Annotated in this window: 5 protein-coding genes and 1 pseudogene; 2 read left to right on the plus strand and 4 right to left on the minus strand. The window is 75.3% G+C overall.

Translation table 11 applies throughout. From position 1 onward, the window contains the following. Window positions 1–67: 67 nt before the first annotated feature. Window positions 68–1,318 carry a transposase gene (locus ACIQNG_RS21870; protein WP_401434688.1) on the minus strand — a complete coding sequence of 417 codons (1,251 nt, stop codon included), beginning with the start codon at window positions 1,316–1,318 and terminating at the stop codon, window positions 68–70. Between the two features lie 231 nt (window positions 1,319–1,549). Here ACIQNG_RS21870 and ACIQNG_RS21875 point away from each other — a divergent pair, with 231 nt between their 5' ends. Beyond that, the gene (locus ACIQNG_RS21875) at window positions 1,550–2,395 is read left to right on the plus strand and encodes an SDR family oxidoreductase (protein ID WP_401487067.1); all 846 of its coding nucleotides are present in this window, start codon (window positions 1,550–1,552) and stop codon (window positions 2,393–2,395) included. Window positions 2,396–2,433: 38 nt separating this feature from the next. On the opposite strand, the gene ACIQNG_RS21880 is transcribed toward ACIQNG_RS21875, so the two are convergent. The 3 genes from ACIQNG_RS21880 to ccrA all read right to left on the minus strand — a co-directional run bounded on the left by ACIQNG_RS21880 (window position 2,434) and on the right by ccrA (window position 6,972). After that, window positions 2,434–3,471 carry a beta-ketoacyl-ACP synthase 3 gene (locus tag ACIQNG_RS21880; RefSeq protein ID WP_401487069.1) on the minus strand — a complete coding sequence of 346 codons (1,038 nt, stop codon included), beginning with the start codon at window positions 3,469–3,471 and terminating at the stop codon, window positions 2,434–2,436. Continuing rightward, window positions 3,468–5,402 (minus strand): fatty acyl-AMP ligase, encoded by a 1,935-nt coding sequence (locus ACIQNG_RS21885; RefSeq protein WP_401487071.1) that lies wholly within the window; start codon window positions 5,400–5,402, stop codon window positions 3,468–3,470. The genes ACIQNG_RS21880 and ACIQNG_RS21885 overlap by 4 nt, the downstream gene beginning before the upstream one ends. Before the next feature lie 151 nt (window positions 5,403–5,553). Then, the gene (ccrA, locus tag ACIQNG_RS21890) at window positions 5,554–6,972 is read right to left on the minus strand and encodes a crotonyl-CoA carboxylase/reductase (RefSeq protein ID WP_401487073.1); all 1,419 of its coding nucleotides are present in this window, start codon (window positions 6,970–6,972) and stop codon (window positions 5,554–5,556) included. Window positions 6,973–7,350: 378 nt separating this feature from the next. Here ccrA and ACIQNG_RS21895 point away from each other — a divergent pair. Continuing rightward, window positions 7,351–15,414: pseudogene (locus tag ACIQNG_RS21895) on the plus strand (type I polyketide synthase); the annotation flags it as partial. Window positions 15,415–15,522: the final 108 nt, after the last annotated feature.

A 15,522-nucleotide genomic window follows, 5' to 3' on the forward strand; every position in this document is an offset into this window, starting at 1 on the left:
CATTCAAGGGGGGTGCCTCCCGAACCATGCCACGCCGGATCTGCGGGGACCCAGCGTAGTGGTGATCTCAGTGGGGCGACGGCGATCCCGTGCGGGTCCCGCGGAGCCGGTGCTCCTCCTCGGCGGCCTTGCGCAGGGCCTCCGTCCAGGGGGCGTGGGCGTCCTGGGAGCCGGGCAGCGGGATCTCCAGGAGTCTGCCGAACGTGCCGGTGCGCGCCCATTGCCGGAAGCGGTGGTGCACGGTCTGCCAGGCTCCGTACCGGGCGGGGATGGTGCGCCACGGGCTGTCGGTGCGAAAGCGCCACAGCACTCCGTCGAACTGGGCACGCAGCCCGTCGGGATAGGGGCCGCGCTCGCCGACGGGGAGCAGCGGCTCGACCGACTTCCACTGGGCGTCGGTGAGGTCGTCCGTGCCGAGGTCGGTGCAGGCGACGACCTGGGCCCGGGGCGTGGGGGGCGGCGGGGTGTCAAGGCCGCCGAGGAGGGTGCGGACCGTCTCGATGACATGCGCGACCATGGCGGGGGCGGCACCGGGGCGGGCGTGGGCGCTCATCCGGATCGCCGGGGAGCGCGGGAGAGCGGGGTACTCGACCAGGCCGTCGTAGCCGCGGGCGGTGGCCGCGAGGAGGGAGACACCGAGACCGGCGCGGGTGGCCTCCAGCACGCCGGTCAGATAGCCGGCGTCGCAGATCACCGACGCCGGGATGGCATGGGCCGACAGTACGTCCAGCGCCTGGCGGCGTACCGCGCAGGGTTCCTCGATCGCCGCCACGGGCAGCCGGGCCGGGGCGGGCGGGGGCGTCCAGCCGGGCGCCGCGTACCACTTCAGGGGCAGCCCGCCGACCGGGGTGCCCGTCGTCGCGACCGCCTCGGTGACGTAGACCGCCACATCCACCGATCTGCGGTCGACGGCCTCGACCAACCGGGCCGAGCGGTCGACGCGGAACCGTACCTGGCAACTCGGTAACGACCGCTGGACCGCCGCGGCGATGCTGGGCAGGATCCGGTCCGCCGCGTGCTCCGCCGACCCGATCACCACGGTCGTGGGCTCCGCGCCGAGGAGTCGGCGGGCCGCCTCGTCGTGCACGTCCAGGATCCAGCGCGCCTCGTCGAGCAGGAGGTGCCCGGCCGCGGTGAACCGGGTGGTACGACCGGTCCGTTCCACCACGGGACGGCCCAATGTCCGCTCCAGCCGCCGCACATGCTGGCTCACCGCGGACTGGCTCAGGGTCAGGGACTCGGCCGCCCGGCGGAATCCGCCCTCGTCAGCGACGGCCACGAGGCTGCGCAGGGCGATGATGTCAAAGACCGGTCTCATGGCCGCAAGCTAGCACCGACTGATAAGTAATCACGATCACTTGACACTCCTTGTTCCTGCTTGGTCAACCGTTGGTTCTCCCAGCCTCGCTCCGGTCGGCGCCGCCGTGTCAAGCGGTGGGCGTGAACAGGCGGAAAGGTAGGGAAGGGGTCCCGAAACATAGGGGTTGGCGCACCCGGGACGCGATGACACCGTGCCGTCAACGCGCCCCGCCCCATGGAAGAGGACCCCATGACCGATCCCCGTACCGTCCTTGTCACCGGCTCCTCCTCCGGTATCGGCCTGGCCACCGCGGTCCGGGCCGCCGTCTCCGGTCGCCGGGTCGTCGCCACCCTCCGCGACCCGGACCGCGCCGACGCCCTGCGCGCCGCCGCCGACGGCGCCGGGGTGGGCGACCGGCTGCGGATCGTGCGGCTGGACGTGACCGAGCCGGAGTCCGTCGCCGCCGCCGTGGCCGAGGTGATCGGGCGGTACGGCCGGCTGGACGCGGTCGTCAGCAACGCGGGTGTGGGACAGCTCGGGACCGTCGAGCAGATAGGTGTGGACGCCTTCCGGGCCGTACTGGAGACGAACTTCTTCGGCGCGGTGGAGCTGACCCGGGTGGCGCTGCCCCATCTGCGGGCGGCCGGGGGGCGGCTGATCGCGGTGTCCAGCCTGGGCGGGCTGATCGGGCAGCCGTTCAACGAGGCGTACTGCGCGGCCAAGTTCGCCCTCGAAGGGTTCCTGGAGTCGCTCGCGCCGGTCGCCGCGCGCACCGGCGTGAGCGTGAGCGTGGTCGAACCGGGGCCGGTGGCCAGCGAGTTCGTCACCCGTCTGGAGCCGTCCGTGCCCGGTCTGGTCGAGCGGGCGGGGCCCTACGAGGCGGCCTTCACGTCCTACCTGGGTGCCACCGCGCAGCTCTTCGCGCAGGCCCAGAGCGCGGACGAGGCGGCGGCGACGGTGGTGGAGGTGCTCGACGCCGAGCGGCCCCCGTTCCGGGTGCAGACCTCCGCCGCGGCCCGCGATCTCGCCGCGATCAAACTGGCCGACCTCGACGGCTCCGCCGTACAGGCGGTCACCGGTGCCTGGCTCGGCTGAGCCGCCGCGGCCCGCCGTACCGCCCGTCGGGTCGGCCCTCACGGCAGCACCACCACCTGCGCGGCGTAGGACAGTCCGGCACCGAAGCCGACCAGCAGGGCCAGGCCGCGGCTCGGCACCGCGCCCCGGGCGAGGAGTTCCTCCATGGCGAGCGGGACAGACGCCGCGGAGGTGTTCGCCGTGTGGACCACGTCACGGGCGACGGCGACATGGTCGGGCAGGCCGAGCGCCGACGCCGACGCGTCGATGATCCGCAGGTTGGCCTGGTGCGGGACGAAGGCGGCCAGGTCGTGCGCGGTCACCCCGGCGGCGGCGAGCGCGGCCCGCGCCGCTCCCGGCACCGTGGCCACCGCCCAGCGGAAGACGGCCGGGCCGTCCATGCGCAGGGTCGGCACCGTGCGGGCGGGGCCGGGGGTGGCCTGGCCGGGCCAGGGTGCGCAGTGGGCGATCGCGGTGTGGCGGTCGCCCTCGGCGCCCCAGACGACCGGTCCGATGCCGGGTGCGTCGGCCGGGCCGACCACGACCGCGCCGGCCCCGTCGCCGAACAGGAACGCCGTGCCGCGGTCCGTGGGATCCACGATGTCCGTCATGCGTTCGGCGCCGACGACCAGCACATGCCCGGCGTTGCCCGACCGGATCAGGGAGTCCGCCGTGGCCAGCGCGTGCACGAAGCCGGCGCAGGCCGCCCCGATGTCGACGGCGCCCGCCGCCAGGGCGCCGACGCGGTGGGCGACCCGGGGCGCGGCCGGGGGTGACTGTTCCAGGTGGGACATCGAGGCCAGCAGCACGGCGTCCACGGTCTCGGGGGCCACGCCCGCCTGGGCGAGTGCCTTCAGCGAGGCCGCCGCGGCCATCTCCACCACCGTCTCGTCGGGGGCGGCGTGGCGCCGGGTGGCGATACCGGACCTGCGGCGGATCCAGTCGTCGCTGGACCGGATCGCGTCGGCCACCTCGCTGTTGGGCACGAGGCGGGCGGGGCGGTAGGCGCCCACGCCGAGGATCCGGGAACCGGGGCGGGCCGGGGCGGCGTTCAGGAGGTGGGCCGGACGGTCCGTCCCCTCCCGGCCGCCCGTCACCGGGTCACCTCCGCCACGCGCGGCACGGCCGGGGTGGGCGGTGCGTGGGTCGGTGTCGCCTCGAACTCGCCGTCCAGATAGCGCCGCCGGGTCTCCCGCCGCTGCACCTTGCCGCTGGAGGTCTTGGGCAGCGCGCCCCGTCGTACCAGCACGATCTCCTCGGCCTCCAGCCGCTGGCCGTCCCGTACCGCCGTCCGGATCCGCTCGCGCAGGCCCTCCGGGCCCCCGTCGCGCAGCGCCCGCCCGTCCGCCTCGACCACCAGCACCAGCAGTTCGGCCGTGCCGTCGTCCACGGAGAACGCCGCCGCGCAGTTGGGTCGCAGTGCCGGATCCGCCCGTTCGGCCGACGCCTCGATGTCCTGCGGGTAGAAGTTGCGCCCCTTGTGGATGACCAGGTCCTTGAGCCGTCCGGTGACGAACAGTTCGCCGTCGTGCAGGAAGCCCAGATCGCCGGTGCGCAGCCAGGTGTCCGGGGCCGCCTCGTCGCCGGGGCGGGCCAGGAAGGTGCGCAGGGTGTCCTCGGGCCGGCCGTGGTAACCGTCGGCGACGCAGGGGCCGTTGACCCAGATCTCGCCGACGGTGCCGTCCGGCAGTCCGGTGCCGGTGTCCGGGTCGCTGATCCGGACCGACGTGGCCCCGACCGTCGTACCGCAGCCGACGGCGTGCACCACGCCGGGGTCGGGCCGCGGGTCGGCGCCCGGGGCACGGGAGAGGGCCGCGTCCGTACCGATGCCGATGCCGATGCCGATGCCGGTGCCGATGCCGATGCCCGTGCCGGTGCCGATGCCCGTGCCGGTGTCGGTGCCGGTGCCGGTGCCGGTGTCGGTGCCGGTGCGCGGTCGTTCGGCGCGGCCTGCGCGGAGGGCCTCGGCGTCCAGTACGAGGAGGGTGGGGTCCTGGTCCTCGCGGCTGCCGGTGACCTTCAGGGTGTTCTCCGCGAGTCCGTATCCGGGGCACATGGCGCGGGAGCGGAACCCGGCGGGGGCGAAGGTGCGGGTGAAGGCGCGGACGGCGCTCCAGCGCACCGGCTCGGCCCCGTTCGCCGCCACCCGCAGGGCGGACAGGTCGAGCCCGTCCGGCACCCCGTGGTCCGCCGCGTCCTGGACGCACAGCTCGTAGGCGAAGCTCGGCGCGGCGGTGTGGCTGCCGCGGAAGCGTGAGAGCGCCTCCAGCCAGCGGCCCGGCCGCCGGATGAACGCCTCCGGGCTCATCAGGTACGCCGGTATCCCCGCCCAGAGCGGCAGCACCACCCCGAACAGCATGCCCATGTCGTGGAAGAGGGGCAGCCAGTTGACGACGGCGCTGTCCGGGCGGCACGGCCAGAGCAGGTCGGTCTCCGCCACGTTGGCACGGAAGTTGGCGTGGGTGACGCGCACGCCCTTGGGGTCGCCGGTGGAGCCGGAGGTGTACTGGAGCAGGGCGAGGTCGTCCGGGGAGAGCGTCGGGGCGCTCCATTCCTCGGGCGGGGCGGCGAGCGGGGTGTCGGTCGGCACGAGGGTGAGCCCGGCGAGTTGCGCGGAGTCGCCGAAGCGCTCCTCCAGGTCGCGTTTGACGGCCGACGTGGTGAGCACGGTAGCCGTCCCGGCGTCGTCGGCGATCCGGCGCAGCCGGGTCAGGCCCCGCAGCCGGGTCGGCACCTGTACGGGGGCGCCCGCGACGCCCGCGTACATGCAGCCGAGGAGCGCGGCGACGAAGTCGGGGCCGGACGGATGCAGCAGGACGGCGGCGCCGCCGCGCAGCCCGGCCGCGTCCAGTGCGGCGGCCCGGGCCCGCGCGCTCTCGTCGAGTTGTCGGTAGGTCAGGGACCGGTCGGGGGTCTCACCGTTGCGCAGGAAGACGTAGGCGATGTCGTCGGGCCGGGTGCGGGCGCGCAGCCGCAGCACCTCGGGGAGAGTGGGCAGCGCCGTGGCCGTGAGGGCGGGGGCGGTCATGAGTGGCGGATCCTCTTCTTCTCACTGTGCTGTCACTGTCCTGGGGTGCGGGGGGCCGGAGGCCGGGAGTCGGGGGCCGGGGGCCCGGGGAGCCGGGGAGCCGGGGGCCCGGGAGGGGGCAGGCCGGTGCCGAAGGCGGGGGCGTGGTCGCTCAGCCCACGGTGATCGGCCGCCCGTCGGCGGGCGCCGACGCCGAGGGCGCGTGGGGTGACAGGGTTGAGGGTGACGGGGCCGAGGGTGACGGGGCTGTGCGCAGGGGGTTGAGCCATTCCTCGCCGAGTGCGGCCCGGGCCCGCGGGTTCGTCACGCCCAGGCCGGGGGTGGGGGCCAGGGCGAGGACGCCGACCTTGCCGGTGTGCCGGTTCCGCTGGACCAGCCGGGCCGCCTCGCCCACCTCGGCGAGCGGGTACACCTCCGACAGCACGGGGGCGACCGCGCCCAGTTCGAGCAGGCGCATCATCTCGGCGGCCTCGTGGAGGTTCATGCCGTGACTGCCCACGATCCGCTTGAGGTTCATCCAGAAGTAGCGGTTGTCGAAGGAGTGCTCGTAGCCGGTGCTCGATCCGCAGGTGACGACGGTGCCGCCGCGGCGGGCCACGATCACCGAGATCCCGAAGGTGGCCCGGCCCACATGGTCGAACACGACGTGCGGGTCCTCGCCCAGCTCCGCCCGGACGGCCCGGCCCAGCCGCTTGGCCAGCTCCACGGTGTCCGCGCCGGGCGACACCTGCCCGCCGATCCCGATCTCGGTGCGGTTGATCACCACATCGCAGCCGAGCCGGGTGAGCAGCTTCGCCTTCTCCTCGGAGTTGACCACCCCGACCGGGATGCCCCCGCCGTTCTTCACCAACTGGACGGCGAACGCGCCGAGTCCGCCGGTCGCGCCCCAGATCAGCACGATGTCACCCTGCTTGATCCGGGCGCCGCGGTCGCTGACCAGCATCCGGTACGCGGTCCCGCCGCACAGCGGTACGCACGCCGCCTCCTCCCAGGTGAGATGGGCCGGCTTGCGCAGCAGTTGGCTGGCCCGGACGACGGTGTAGTGGGCCAGGCCGCCGAAGTTGGTCTCGTACCCCCATGCCTTCTGATCGGCGCCCAGCATCCCGTCGTGGTGGGTCACCGGGTCCTGGTCGTCCACCACGGCCGCGTTGACGGCCACATGGTCGCCCACCTTCCAGCGCCGTACGCCGGCCCCGACCCGTACGATCACCCCGGCCGCGTCGGAGCCCACCACCTGGTACGGCTGATCGTGCCGGGCGGGATAGCCACCGCCGCGCGCGAAGCGCTTGAGCGCCCCGAACGTCGACACGGGCCTGAAGGTCGCCGACCAGACGGTGTTGTAGTTGATGGAGCTGGCCATCACCGCCACCAGCACCTCGTCCGGCGCGAGCACGGGCATCGGCACCCGGCCCACCCGCAGCGAACGCCGTACGTCGGGATCGGCCGCGCCGTCGAAGAGGCCGGCGTCGTCCTGCCGGATATGGGCGGCGACGAAGTCCTCCGGAACCGGGGCTTTTTCGAGTTCGTCGGCGGGGGCTCCCCGAAGAACCGCTTCCGTCAGTGAATCCATGAGTGACCTGTTCCTCCATGCATGGCGGTGCCCGGCACCGCAGGACGGCCGGGGACTGTTTGCCACTGACGCTAGAGTCGCTCATTTTGAATACGGAACCCCTAAACGCGGGGAGCTAGGGGTGGGGGCCGGGAAAAGGCTTTCCGTGGGCTGGAAAGCTTCCTTGAGGTGTGGATCCGCGCAGGTGGACCCCGGACACCGGGGTTCTAGGGGGAGGGTAGGGGTGGGCCCCGTCGATTTCGCGCGGCGAGACTTGGGGGGCGATGTCGAGCATCACCGAAGCGAAGGGGATCACGGCACTCGCGCTTTCCTCAAGGGGATGAATCATCCCGATAAACCTTCCCGCAACGGATTCCTGGAAAGGGGTCGGCGAGCAGAATGACCACTCCCGTCGCTGTGATCGGAATGGCGTGCCGACTGCCCGGCGCGGCCGACCCGGACGCATTCTGGGAGCTGCTGCGCAGCGGCACCGATGCGGTCGGGCCGGTGCCCGAGGAGCGCAGGGCTCCGGACCGGCGCGAGGGTGCCGTCCCGACGCGAAAGGGCGTCGATCCGACGGCGCGGAAGAGCGTCGATCCGACCCGAGAAGGTGCCGATCCGGCGCCCGGCCTCGGGCTGCCCGGCGGATTCCTCACCGGCGTCGACCACTTCGACGCCGACTTCTTCCGTGTCTCGCCGCGCGAGGCCGCCGAGATGGACCCCCAGCAGCGGCTGGTCCTCGAACTCGCCTGGGAGACCCTGGAGGAGGCCGGGATCGTCCCCGCCGCCCTCGCGGACACCTCCGTCGGTGTGTACGTCGGCGCGATGGCGTACGACTACGCCACCTTGCGCCACCGTCCGGACGCCGCCCCCCTCACCCGTCACACCCTCACCGGCCTCAACCGCGGCCTGCTCGCCAACCGGGTCTCCTACACCCTCGGTCTGCGCGGCCCCAGCCTGACCGTCGACTCCGCCCAGTCCTCGGCGCTGGTCTCCCTCCACCTCGCGCACCGGGCGGTGCGTGACGGAGACTGCGCGCTCGCCCTGGCCGGCGGGGTCCAGCTCAACCTCGCCCCCGACAGCACCACGGCCGCCGCGCGCTTCGGCGGGCTGTCACCGGAGGGGCGCTCGTACCCGTTCGACGCCCGCGCGGCCGGATATGTGCGGGGCGAGGGCGGGGGCCTGGTCCTGCTCAAGCCGCTGGCCGCGGCGCTGGCCGACGGCGACCGCGTGCACGGCGTGATCCTCGGCAGCGCGGTCAACCACGACGGCGCCTCGGACGGACTGACCGTCCCCAGCGCCGAGGCCCAGCGGGATGTCGTACGCCAGGCCGTCCGGGAGGCCGGGATCGAGCCGGGCGAGGTGCAGTACGTCGAACTGCACGGCACCGGCACCCCCGTGGGCGACCCGGTGGAAGCGGCGGCGCTCGGCGCGGCGTACGGCAGCGTACGGCCCGCGCACGAACCCCTGCTGGTCGGCTCGGTCAAGGCCAATGTGGGGCACCTGGAGGGCGCGGCCGGTGTCGCCGGGCTGCTGAAGACCCTCCTCGGTCTCCGGCACCGCGCGCTTCCCGCCACCCTCCATCACGAGACGCCCCACCCCCGGATCCCGCTCGACGCCCTGGGCCTGCGGGTCGTCCGCGACACCGTCCCGTGGCCGCGGCCCGGGCGGAGGCTGATCGCCGGGGTGAGTTCCTTCGGCATGGGCGGCACCAACTGCCATGTGGTGCTGGCGGAGGCGCCGGCGGTGGGCGTGGGTGACCCGGGGGTGTCCGGGTCCGAAGCGACCGGCGCGGAGCCCTCCAGGACGGACGCGGCGGACTCGGCGGGGGCGGCGGAGGCGGCGGAGGCCGTGGGGGCCTTGGGGGCGGCGGAGGCGGCGGAGGCGGCGGAGGCCGTGGGGGCCTTGGGGGCGGCGGACGCGGCGGAGGCCGTAGGGGCCGTGGGGGCTCTCGGGCGGGGGCCGGTCGCCTGGGTGCTGTCCGGTGGCACCCCCGCCGCCCTTCGGGCGCAGGCCGGGCGGCTCGCCGCACATGTCCGTGCGCGGCCCGGGGTGTCCGCCGCCGATGTCGGGCACGCGCTCGCCACCACCCGTACCCACTTCCCGTACCGCGCGGTGGCGCTCGGGGACGACCGCGGGCGGCTGCTGGAGACGCTGGACACGCTCGCCGCCGGTGGCCGCCCGCCCGGCGCCGTGCTCGGCCACTCCCCCGCGCGGGCCGCGGGGCCCCTCGCCTTCCTCTTCCCCGGCCAGGGCAGCCAACGGGCCGGAGCGGGGCTGGGCCTGTACCGGACCACCCCCGCGTTCGCCGCCGCGCTCGACGAGATCTGCGCGCTGTTCGAACCCCACCTCGATCGCCCGCTCCGCGATGTCCTGTTCGCCTCCCCCGGCACCCCCGACGCCGCCCTTCTGGACCGCACCCGGTACACCCAGGCCGGACTGTTCGCGCTCGGCGCCGCCCTGCACCGGCTGCTCGCCAACCACCTCCCCGCCCCCGACGTCGTCCTCGGGCACTCCATCGGTGGCGTCACCGCCGCCCATGTCGCGGGGGTGCTCACCCTCCCGGACGCCGTCACCCTCGTGGCCGCGCGGGGGCGGTTGATGGAGGAGGCCCGCGCGGGCGGCGCGATGATCGCCGTCGAGGCCACCGCCGAGGAGGCGGAACCCCTGCTCGCCCACCGGACCGGTCGACTGGCGCTCGCCGCCGTCAACGGACCGCGCTCGATCGTGGTCTCCGGGGACCCGGACGCGGCGGCGGAGTTCGCCGACCGCTTCGCCGCCCTCGGCCGCAGAACACGGCGGCTGACAGTGAGCCACGCCTTCCACTCCCCGCACATGGACAGCGCCGTCGAGGAGTTCCGCCGGGTCGCCGCCGGCCTCGACCTCCGGCCGCCCACGCTCGACGTCGTCTCCGACCTGACCGGCCTGCCCGCCACCGCCGCCGAACTCACCTCGCCCGACTACTGGGCCGAACACCTGCGGCGCCCGGTGCGCTTCCACGACGCCGTGGGGCAGTCGGCCGCCCGGGGCGTCACCCACTACGTGGAGCTGGGCCCCGGCCATGTCCTCACGGCCCTCGCCCGCTCCGGTGGCGCGCGGGACGCGACCGTCGTCCCGCTGCTGCCCGGCTCCCGCGACGAACGGCTCTCCCTGCTCACCGGTCTCGCCGAACTCCATGTCTCCGGGGCGGCCACGGACTGGACGGGCGGCAGCGCCGCCGCACGGGGACCCCGGGTGCCGCTGCCGACGTACACCTTCCAACGTCGGCCGTTCCACTTCCCGTCGGCCGCGCCCGACCGTGACACCCTCCCGGCCACGGCACCGGAGCATGACCTCTCCGCGCGCAGCGTCCCCGAGGCCACGGCCCCCACGCCGACCGCCCCGCCCCCGTCCCTGACCCCGGCCCCGAGTCCCAACCTCCTCCCCCTCATCCGTGCCGCCGCCGCCGAAGTCCTCGGGCTCGCGGGCGGGCAGGACGTCGACCCGGACCGCACGTTCAAGGAGCTGGGTCTGGACTCCCTCGGTGCCGTGGAGTTCGCGGACCGTCTCTCGCGCACGTCCGGGCTGCGGCTGCCGACCACCCTCGCCTACGACCGTCCCACCCCGCTCGCCCTCGCCGAGTATCTGACGGCGACCCACACCGAGCCCGCCGGACCCACCGGACTCACCGGACTGACCGGACCCACCGGGGCGACCGGACCCACCGGGGCGATCGGGGCGGGCCAGGGCACCGGGACCGACCACGACCCCATCGCGATCGTCGCGGCGGCGGGCCGCTGGCCGGGCGGCGCCGACACCCCCGAGGAGCTGTGGCGGCTGCTGCTCGACGGGACGGACGCCACCAGCGGATTCCCGGTCAACCGGGGCTGGGACGAGGACCTCTACGACCCGGACCCGGACCGCCCCGGCCGCTCCACCGTGCGCCGCGGAGGGTTCCTGCACGACGCCGACCGGTTCGACGCCGACTTCTTCGGGCTCTCGCCGCGCGAGGCCGAGGCGATGGACCCGCAGCAGCGGCTGCTGCTGGAGACCTCCTGGGAACTGCTGGAGCGGGCCGGCCTCGATCCCGCCGCCCTGCGCGCGAGTGCGACCGGTGTCTTCATCGGCGCCTCCCAGCAGGAGTACGGGCCCCGGCTGCACGAGGCCGCCGTCGGCGCCGACGGCGCCGCCGGTTACCGGCTGACCGGCTCGGGCATCAGCGTGGCCTCCGGCCGTATCGCCTACACGTACGGTCTCGAAGGTCCCGCGCTGACCGTGGACACCGCCTGCTCCTCGTCGCTGGTGGCGCTGCACCTGGCGGTACGGGCGCTGCGGTCCGGTGAGTGCGCGCTGGCGCTTGCGGGCGGCGCGGCGGTGATGGCGACGCCGGGCATGTTCACCGAGTTCAGCAGGCAGCGCGGGCTGGCCCCGGACGGGCGGTGCAAGCCGTTCGCCGCCGCCGCGGACGGCACCGCCTGGTCGGAGGGGGTGGGCCTGGTCCTGCTGGAGCGGCTGTCCGACGCCCGTCGGGCCGGGCGCCGGGTGCTCGCCCTGATCCGGGGCAGCGCGGTCAACTCCGACGGCGCGAGCAACGGACTGACCGCGCCCAGCGGGCCCGCCCAGGAGCGGGTGATCCGGCAGGCGCTGGCCGACGCCCGACTGACCGTCCAGGACATCGACGCCGTGGAGGCCCACGGCACCGGCACCACCCTCGGCGACCCCATCGAGGCGCGGGCACTGCTGCGCACCTACGGTCAGGACCGGCCCGCGACCCGCCCGTTGCACCTCGGCTCCCTCAAGTCCGCCCTCGGGCACACCCAGGCCGCCGCCGGGATCACCTCCGTCATCACGATGACCGAGGCCCTGCGCCACGGCACCCTCCCCGCCACCCTCCATGTCGACCGCCCGACCCCGCATGTCGACTGGACCGGCGGCGCCCTCCATCTCCTCACCCGCCCCACCGCCTGGCCCGCCCCGGGCCGCCCGCGCCGCGCCGCCGTGTCCGCCTTCGGCATCAGCGGCACCAACGCCCATCTGATCCTCGAAGAGGCACCCCCGGCCCGGCCGGGCCCCGGACACCCCGCCCCCGCCCCCGCCTCTTCCCCTGACCCTGCCCCTGGCCCCGCCCCCGCCGTCCCGTGGGTCCTCTCCGCCCGTACGCCTCAGGCCCTTCGCGATCAGGCCGCCCGGCTGGCCGCCACGCCGACCGTCGACCACGATCCCGCCGAGGTCGCTCACGCGCTCGCCCGCAGGCCCCGGTTCGAGCACCGCGCGGTCGTGGTGGCCCGCGCACCCGACGACCTCCGCGCCGCCGTCGTCGCCGTAGCGCGCGACGAACCCGCCGAAGGGCCCGCGCGGGTCGTACGGGGCCACGCCGCCGCCCCCGGGAGACTCGCCTTCCTCTTCACCGGCCAGGGCAGCCAACGCCTCGGCATGGGAAGGGAGTTGTACACCGCCCATCCCGCTTTCGCCGCCGCCCTGGACGAGACCTGCGCCGCGCTGGACGCCCACCGCGCCCCGTCCGCCGTACCCCTGCGGGACCTGCTCCTCGCCCGCACGCCCGACGCCGCCCGCGAACTCGACCGCACCCGGACCACCCAACCGGCCCTGTTCGCTCTCGAAGTGGCCCTCTTCCGGCTGCTGGAGTCCTGGGGGGTGCGCCCGGACGTGGTGGCCGGTCACTCGATCGGTGAACTCGCCGCCGCCCATGCCGCCGGGGCCCTGCGGCTGACCGACGCGGCGGCACTGGTCGTCGCCCGGGGCCGGCTGATGCAGGCCCTGCCGGAGGGCGGGGCGATGGTCGCGCTGGAAGCCGCCGAGGATGAGGTCCTCGCCGCGATCGAGACCGCCGCCGGACGGGGCGGAACCGTCGGGACCGTCGGAATCGCCGCGGTCAACGGACCGTCGGCGACCGTGGTCTCGGGGGCGGAGTCCGAGGTGCTCGCGGTCGCCGAGCGGTTCCGTGCCCTAGGCCGCCGTACCCGCGGGCTCCGCACGAGCCACGCCTTCCACTCCCCGCTGATGGACCCCATGACGGCCGAGCTGGGCCTGGTCGCCGACCGGCTCGCGCACCGGCCCCCGCGGATCCCCCTGCTGAGCGCCCTGGACGGCGAGTTGTTCACCCCGGACCGGCCGATCCCCTCCGGTCACTGGGCCGCGCACGCCCGTGGCACGGTCCGCTTCCTCGACGTCGTACGGCGGTTGGCGGCGGACGGGGTCACCGCCTTCCTGGAGCTGGGCCCCGACGCGGTCCTCACCGCCCTCGCGCAGGACGGGATCGGCGCTCCCGCCGACGACGTTCCGCCGCCCGCCCTCGCCGCCGCCCTGCGCCGTGACCGGCCCGAGCCGGAGACCCTGCTCACCGCGCTCGGCACGATCCACGCCCGGGGCGCCGAGGTCGACTGGGCCGCGGTCGTCGGACGGTCCGGGCCCAGCCGGGTGGAGCTGCCCACGTACGCCTTCCAGCGGCGGCGCCACTGGTTCCGGGAGCCGGAACGCCGTACGGCCACCGCTGCTGTCGGCGACGGGTTCTGGGAACTGGTGGAGGGCGGTGAGGCCGCCCCGCTCGCCACGGCGCTCGGCCTCACCGGCACGGGGCAGCGCGCGGCCCTGGACGCCGTACTGCCCGCCCTGTCCGCCTGGCACGCCGAACGCGGGCGCGCGGCCGAGATCGAGGGCTGGCGCCACCGGGTGCGCTGGCAGCAGGTGACCGAACCGGCGGTGACCGCCGTCCGGGGTCGCTGGCTGCTCGTGCGGCCCCAACCTGATCCGACCGACGGCGCGACGAGTCTCCACGACGACTGGGGCGCCCTCCTTGAGCGGGCGCTGACCGACGCGGGAGCGCGGGTCGAGCGGGTCCCGGTGCCGCCGGACCGCACCGACCGCGCGTCGCTCACCGCGCTGCTGGCGGAGGCCGTCGAGCGTGCGCCGACCGAACCGGTGACCGGAGCGCTCTCCCTGCTGTCCCTGCTGTCTCCGCTTTCCCCGCTTTCCCCGCTTTCCGCGGGGCAGACACCGGCGGCGCGGCTTTCTCCCGCGACCGCGCTCGCCGCCACCACCGCCCTCGTCCAGGCGTGGGACGCCGGGGGCGGTGACGCCCCGCTGTGGACGCTCACCCGGGCCGCGGTGACCACCGGCGCGGACGACGAACGGTCCCTCGACCCCGTCGGCGCCCTGGTCTGGGGGCTCGCCGTGGTGGCCGCCACCGAGGTGCCCGGCTGGGGCGGGGTGCTCGACCTGCCCGAGCGGGCCGACACCGGCGCCGCCGCGCGGGTGGTGGCGGCCGTGACCGGTCGGCACCGGGAAGCCGAACTGGCCCTACGGCCCCAGGGGTTGCTCACCCGCCGACTCGTCCCGGCCCCCGGTGGCCGACGACCCGCCGTCGGATGGAAGCCCGGCGGTACGGTCCTGATCACCGGCGGCACCGGCGCGCTCGCCCGGCACACCGCCCGCCGGCTGGCCCGCAGGGGCGCGGCTCACCTCCTGCTGCTCAGCCGACGCGGCGCCGACGCGCCCGGCGCCGCCGACCTGCGGGAGGAACTCACCGCGCTCGGCGCCCGGGTCTCCTTCGCCGCCTGCGACGTGGCCGACCGGGCGGCCCTGGCCCGGGTGATCGCGGCCGTACCGGACGAGCACCCCCTGACCGCCGTCGTCCACACGGCCGCCGTCCTGGACGACGCGCCGCTCGACGCGCTCACCCCGGACCGGATCGACCGGGTGCTACGGGTGAAGGCGGCGGGCGCCCACCATCTGGACGAGCTGACCCGTGGCCTCGACCTCACCGCGTTCGTGCTGTTCTCCTCCGCGACCGGCGTCCTCGGCACCCCGGGGCAGGCCAACTACGCACCCGGCAACGCCTATCTCGACGCCCTCGCCCAGCGGCGCCGGGCCGACGGACTCCCCGCCACCTCCCTGTCCTGGGGCCTGTGGGCGGGCGACGGCATCGCCGGTGACACGGGCGCCAGCACCGTCGCCCGGCGCGGACTGCTGCCCATGGCCCCCGAACTCGCCCTCCGCGCACTGGAACAGGCCCTCGACCTGGACGAGACCCATGTCGTGGTGTGCCGTGCCGACTGGCCGGCCCTCGCCGCGCTGCGCTCCCATCCGCTCCTCGAAGCCCTGGTCGCCACCGGGGAAGCCGGAGAGACCGGAGAAGCCCGGACGGGCGGGAAGGGCGGGGGAACCGGGGACGCGGAGCCGGGCGGGGCCGAGCCGGGCGGGCTGCTCGCCGCGTTGTCGGCGGCGCGCGACGCGCAGGACCGGCGTCGGCTGCTGCTGCGCTTCGTCCGCACCCAGGTCGCCGAGGTGCAGGGCGGCCGGCCGGTGGACTCCGTGGACGTCCACCGGGGTTTCAAGGCGCAGGGGTTCGACTCCCTCACCACCGTCGAACTGCGCAACCGGCTGAACCGGCACACCGGGCTGCGGCTGCCCACCACCGTGGTCTTCGACCACCCCACACCGCGGGCCCTCGCCGATCTGCTGCACGAGCGGCTCGCCACCCCGGCGGGCGACCCGGACGAGCCGCGGAGGGCACAGCCGGGCGGATCGACGGACCGACCCAGGGACCGACCCACGGACCGACCCACGGACCGA

Origin of the sequence: Streptomyces sp. NPDC091377 (assembly GCF_044757045.1) — a bacterium.
GTDB lineage: Bacteria > Actinomycetota > Actinomycetes > Streptomycetales > Streptomycetaceae > Streptomyces.

Excerpts from the sequence above, each read along its gene's own strand:
- ACIQNG_RS21870 (WP_401434688.1), bottom strand. The coding sequence starts at position 1,318 with ATGAGACCGGTCTTTGACATCATCGCCCTGCGCAGCCTCGTGGCCGTC.
- ccrA (WP_401487073.1), bottom strand. The coding sequence starts at position 6,972 with ATGGATTCACTGACGGAAGCGGTTCTTCGGGGAGCCCCCGCCGACGAA.
- ACIQNG_RS21885 (WP_401487071.1), bottom strand. The coding sequence starts at position 5,402 with ATGACCGCCCCCGCCCTCACGGCCACGGCGCTGCCCACTCTCCCCGAG.
- ACIQNG_RS21875 (WP_401487067.1), top strand. The coding sequence starts at position 1,550 with ATGACCGATCCCCGTACCGTCCTTGTCACCGGCTCCTCCTCCGGTATC.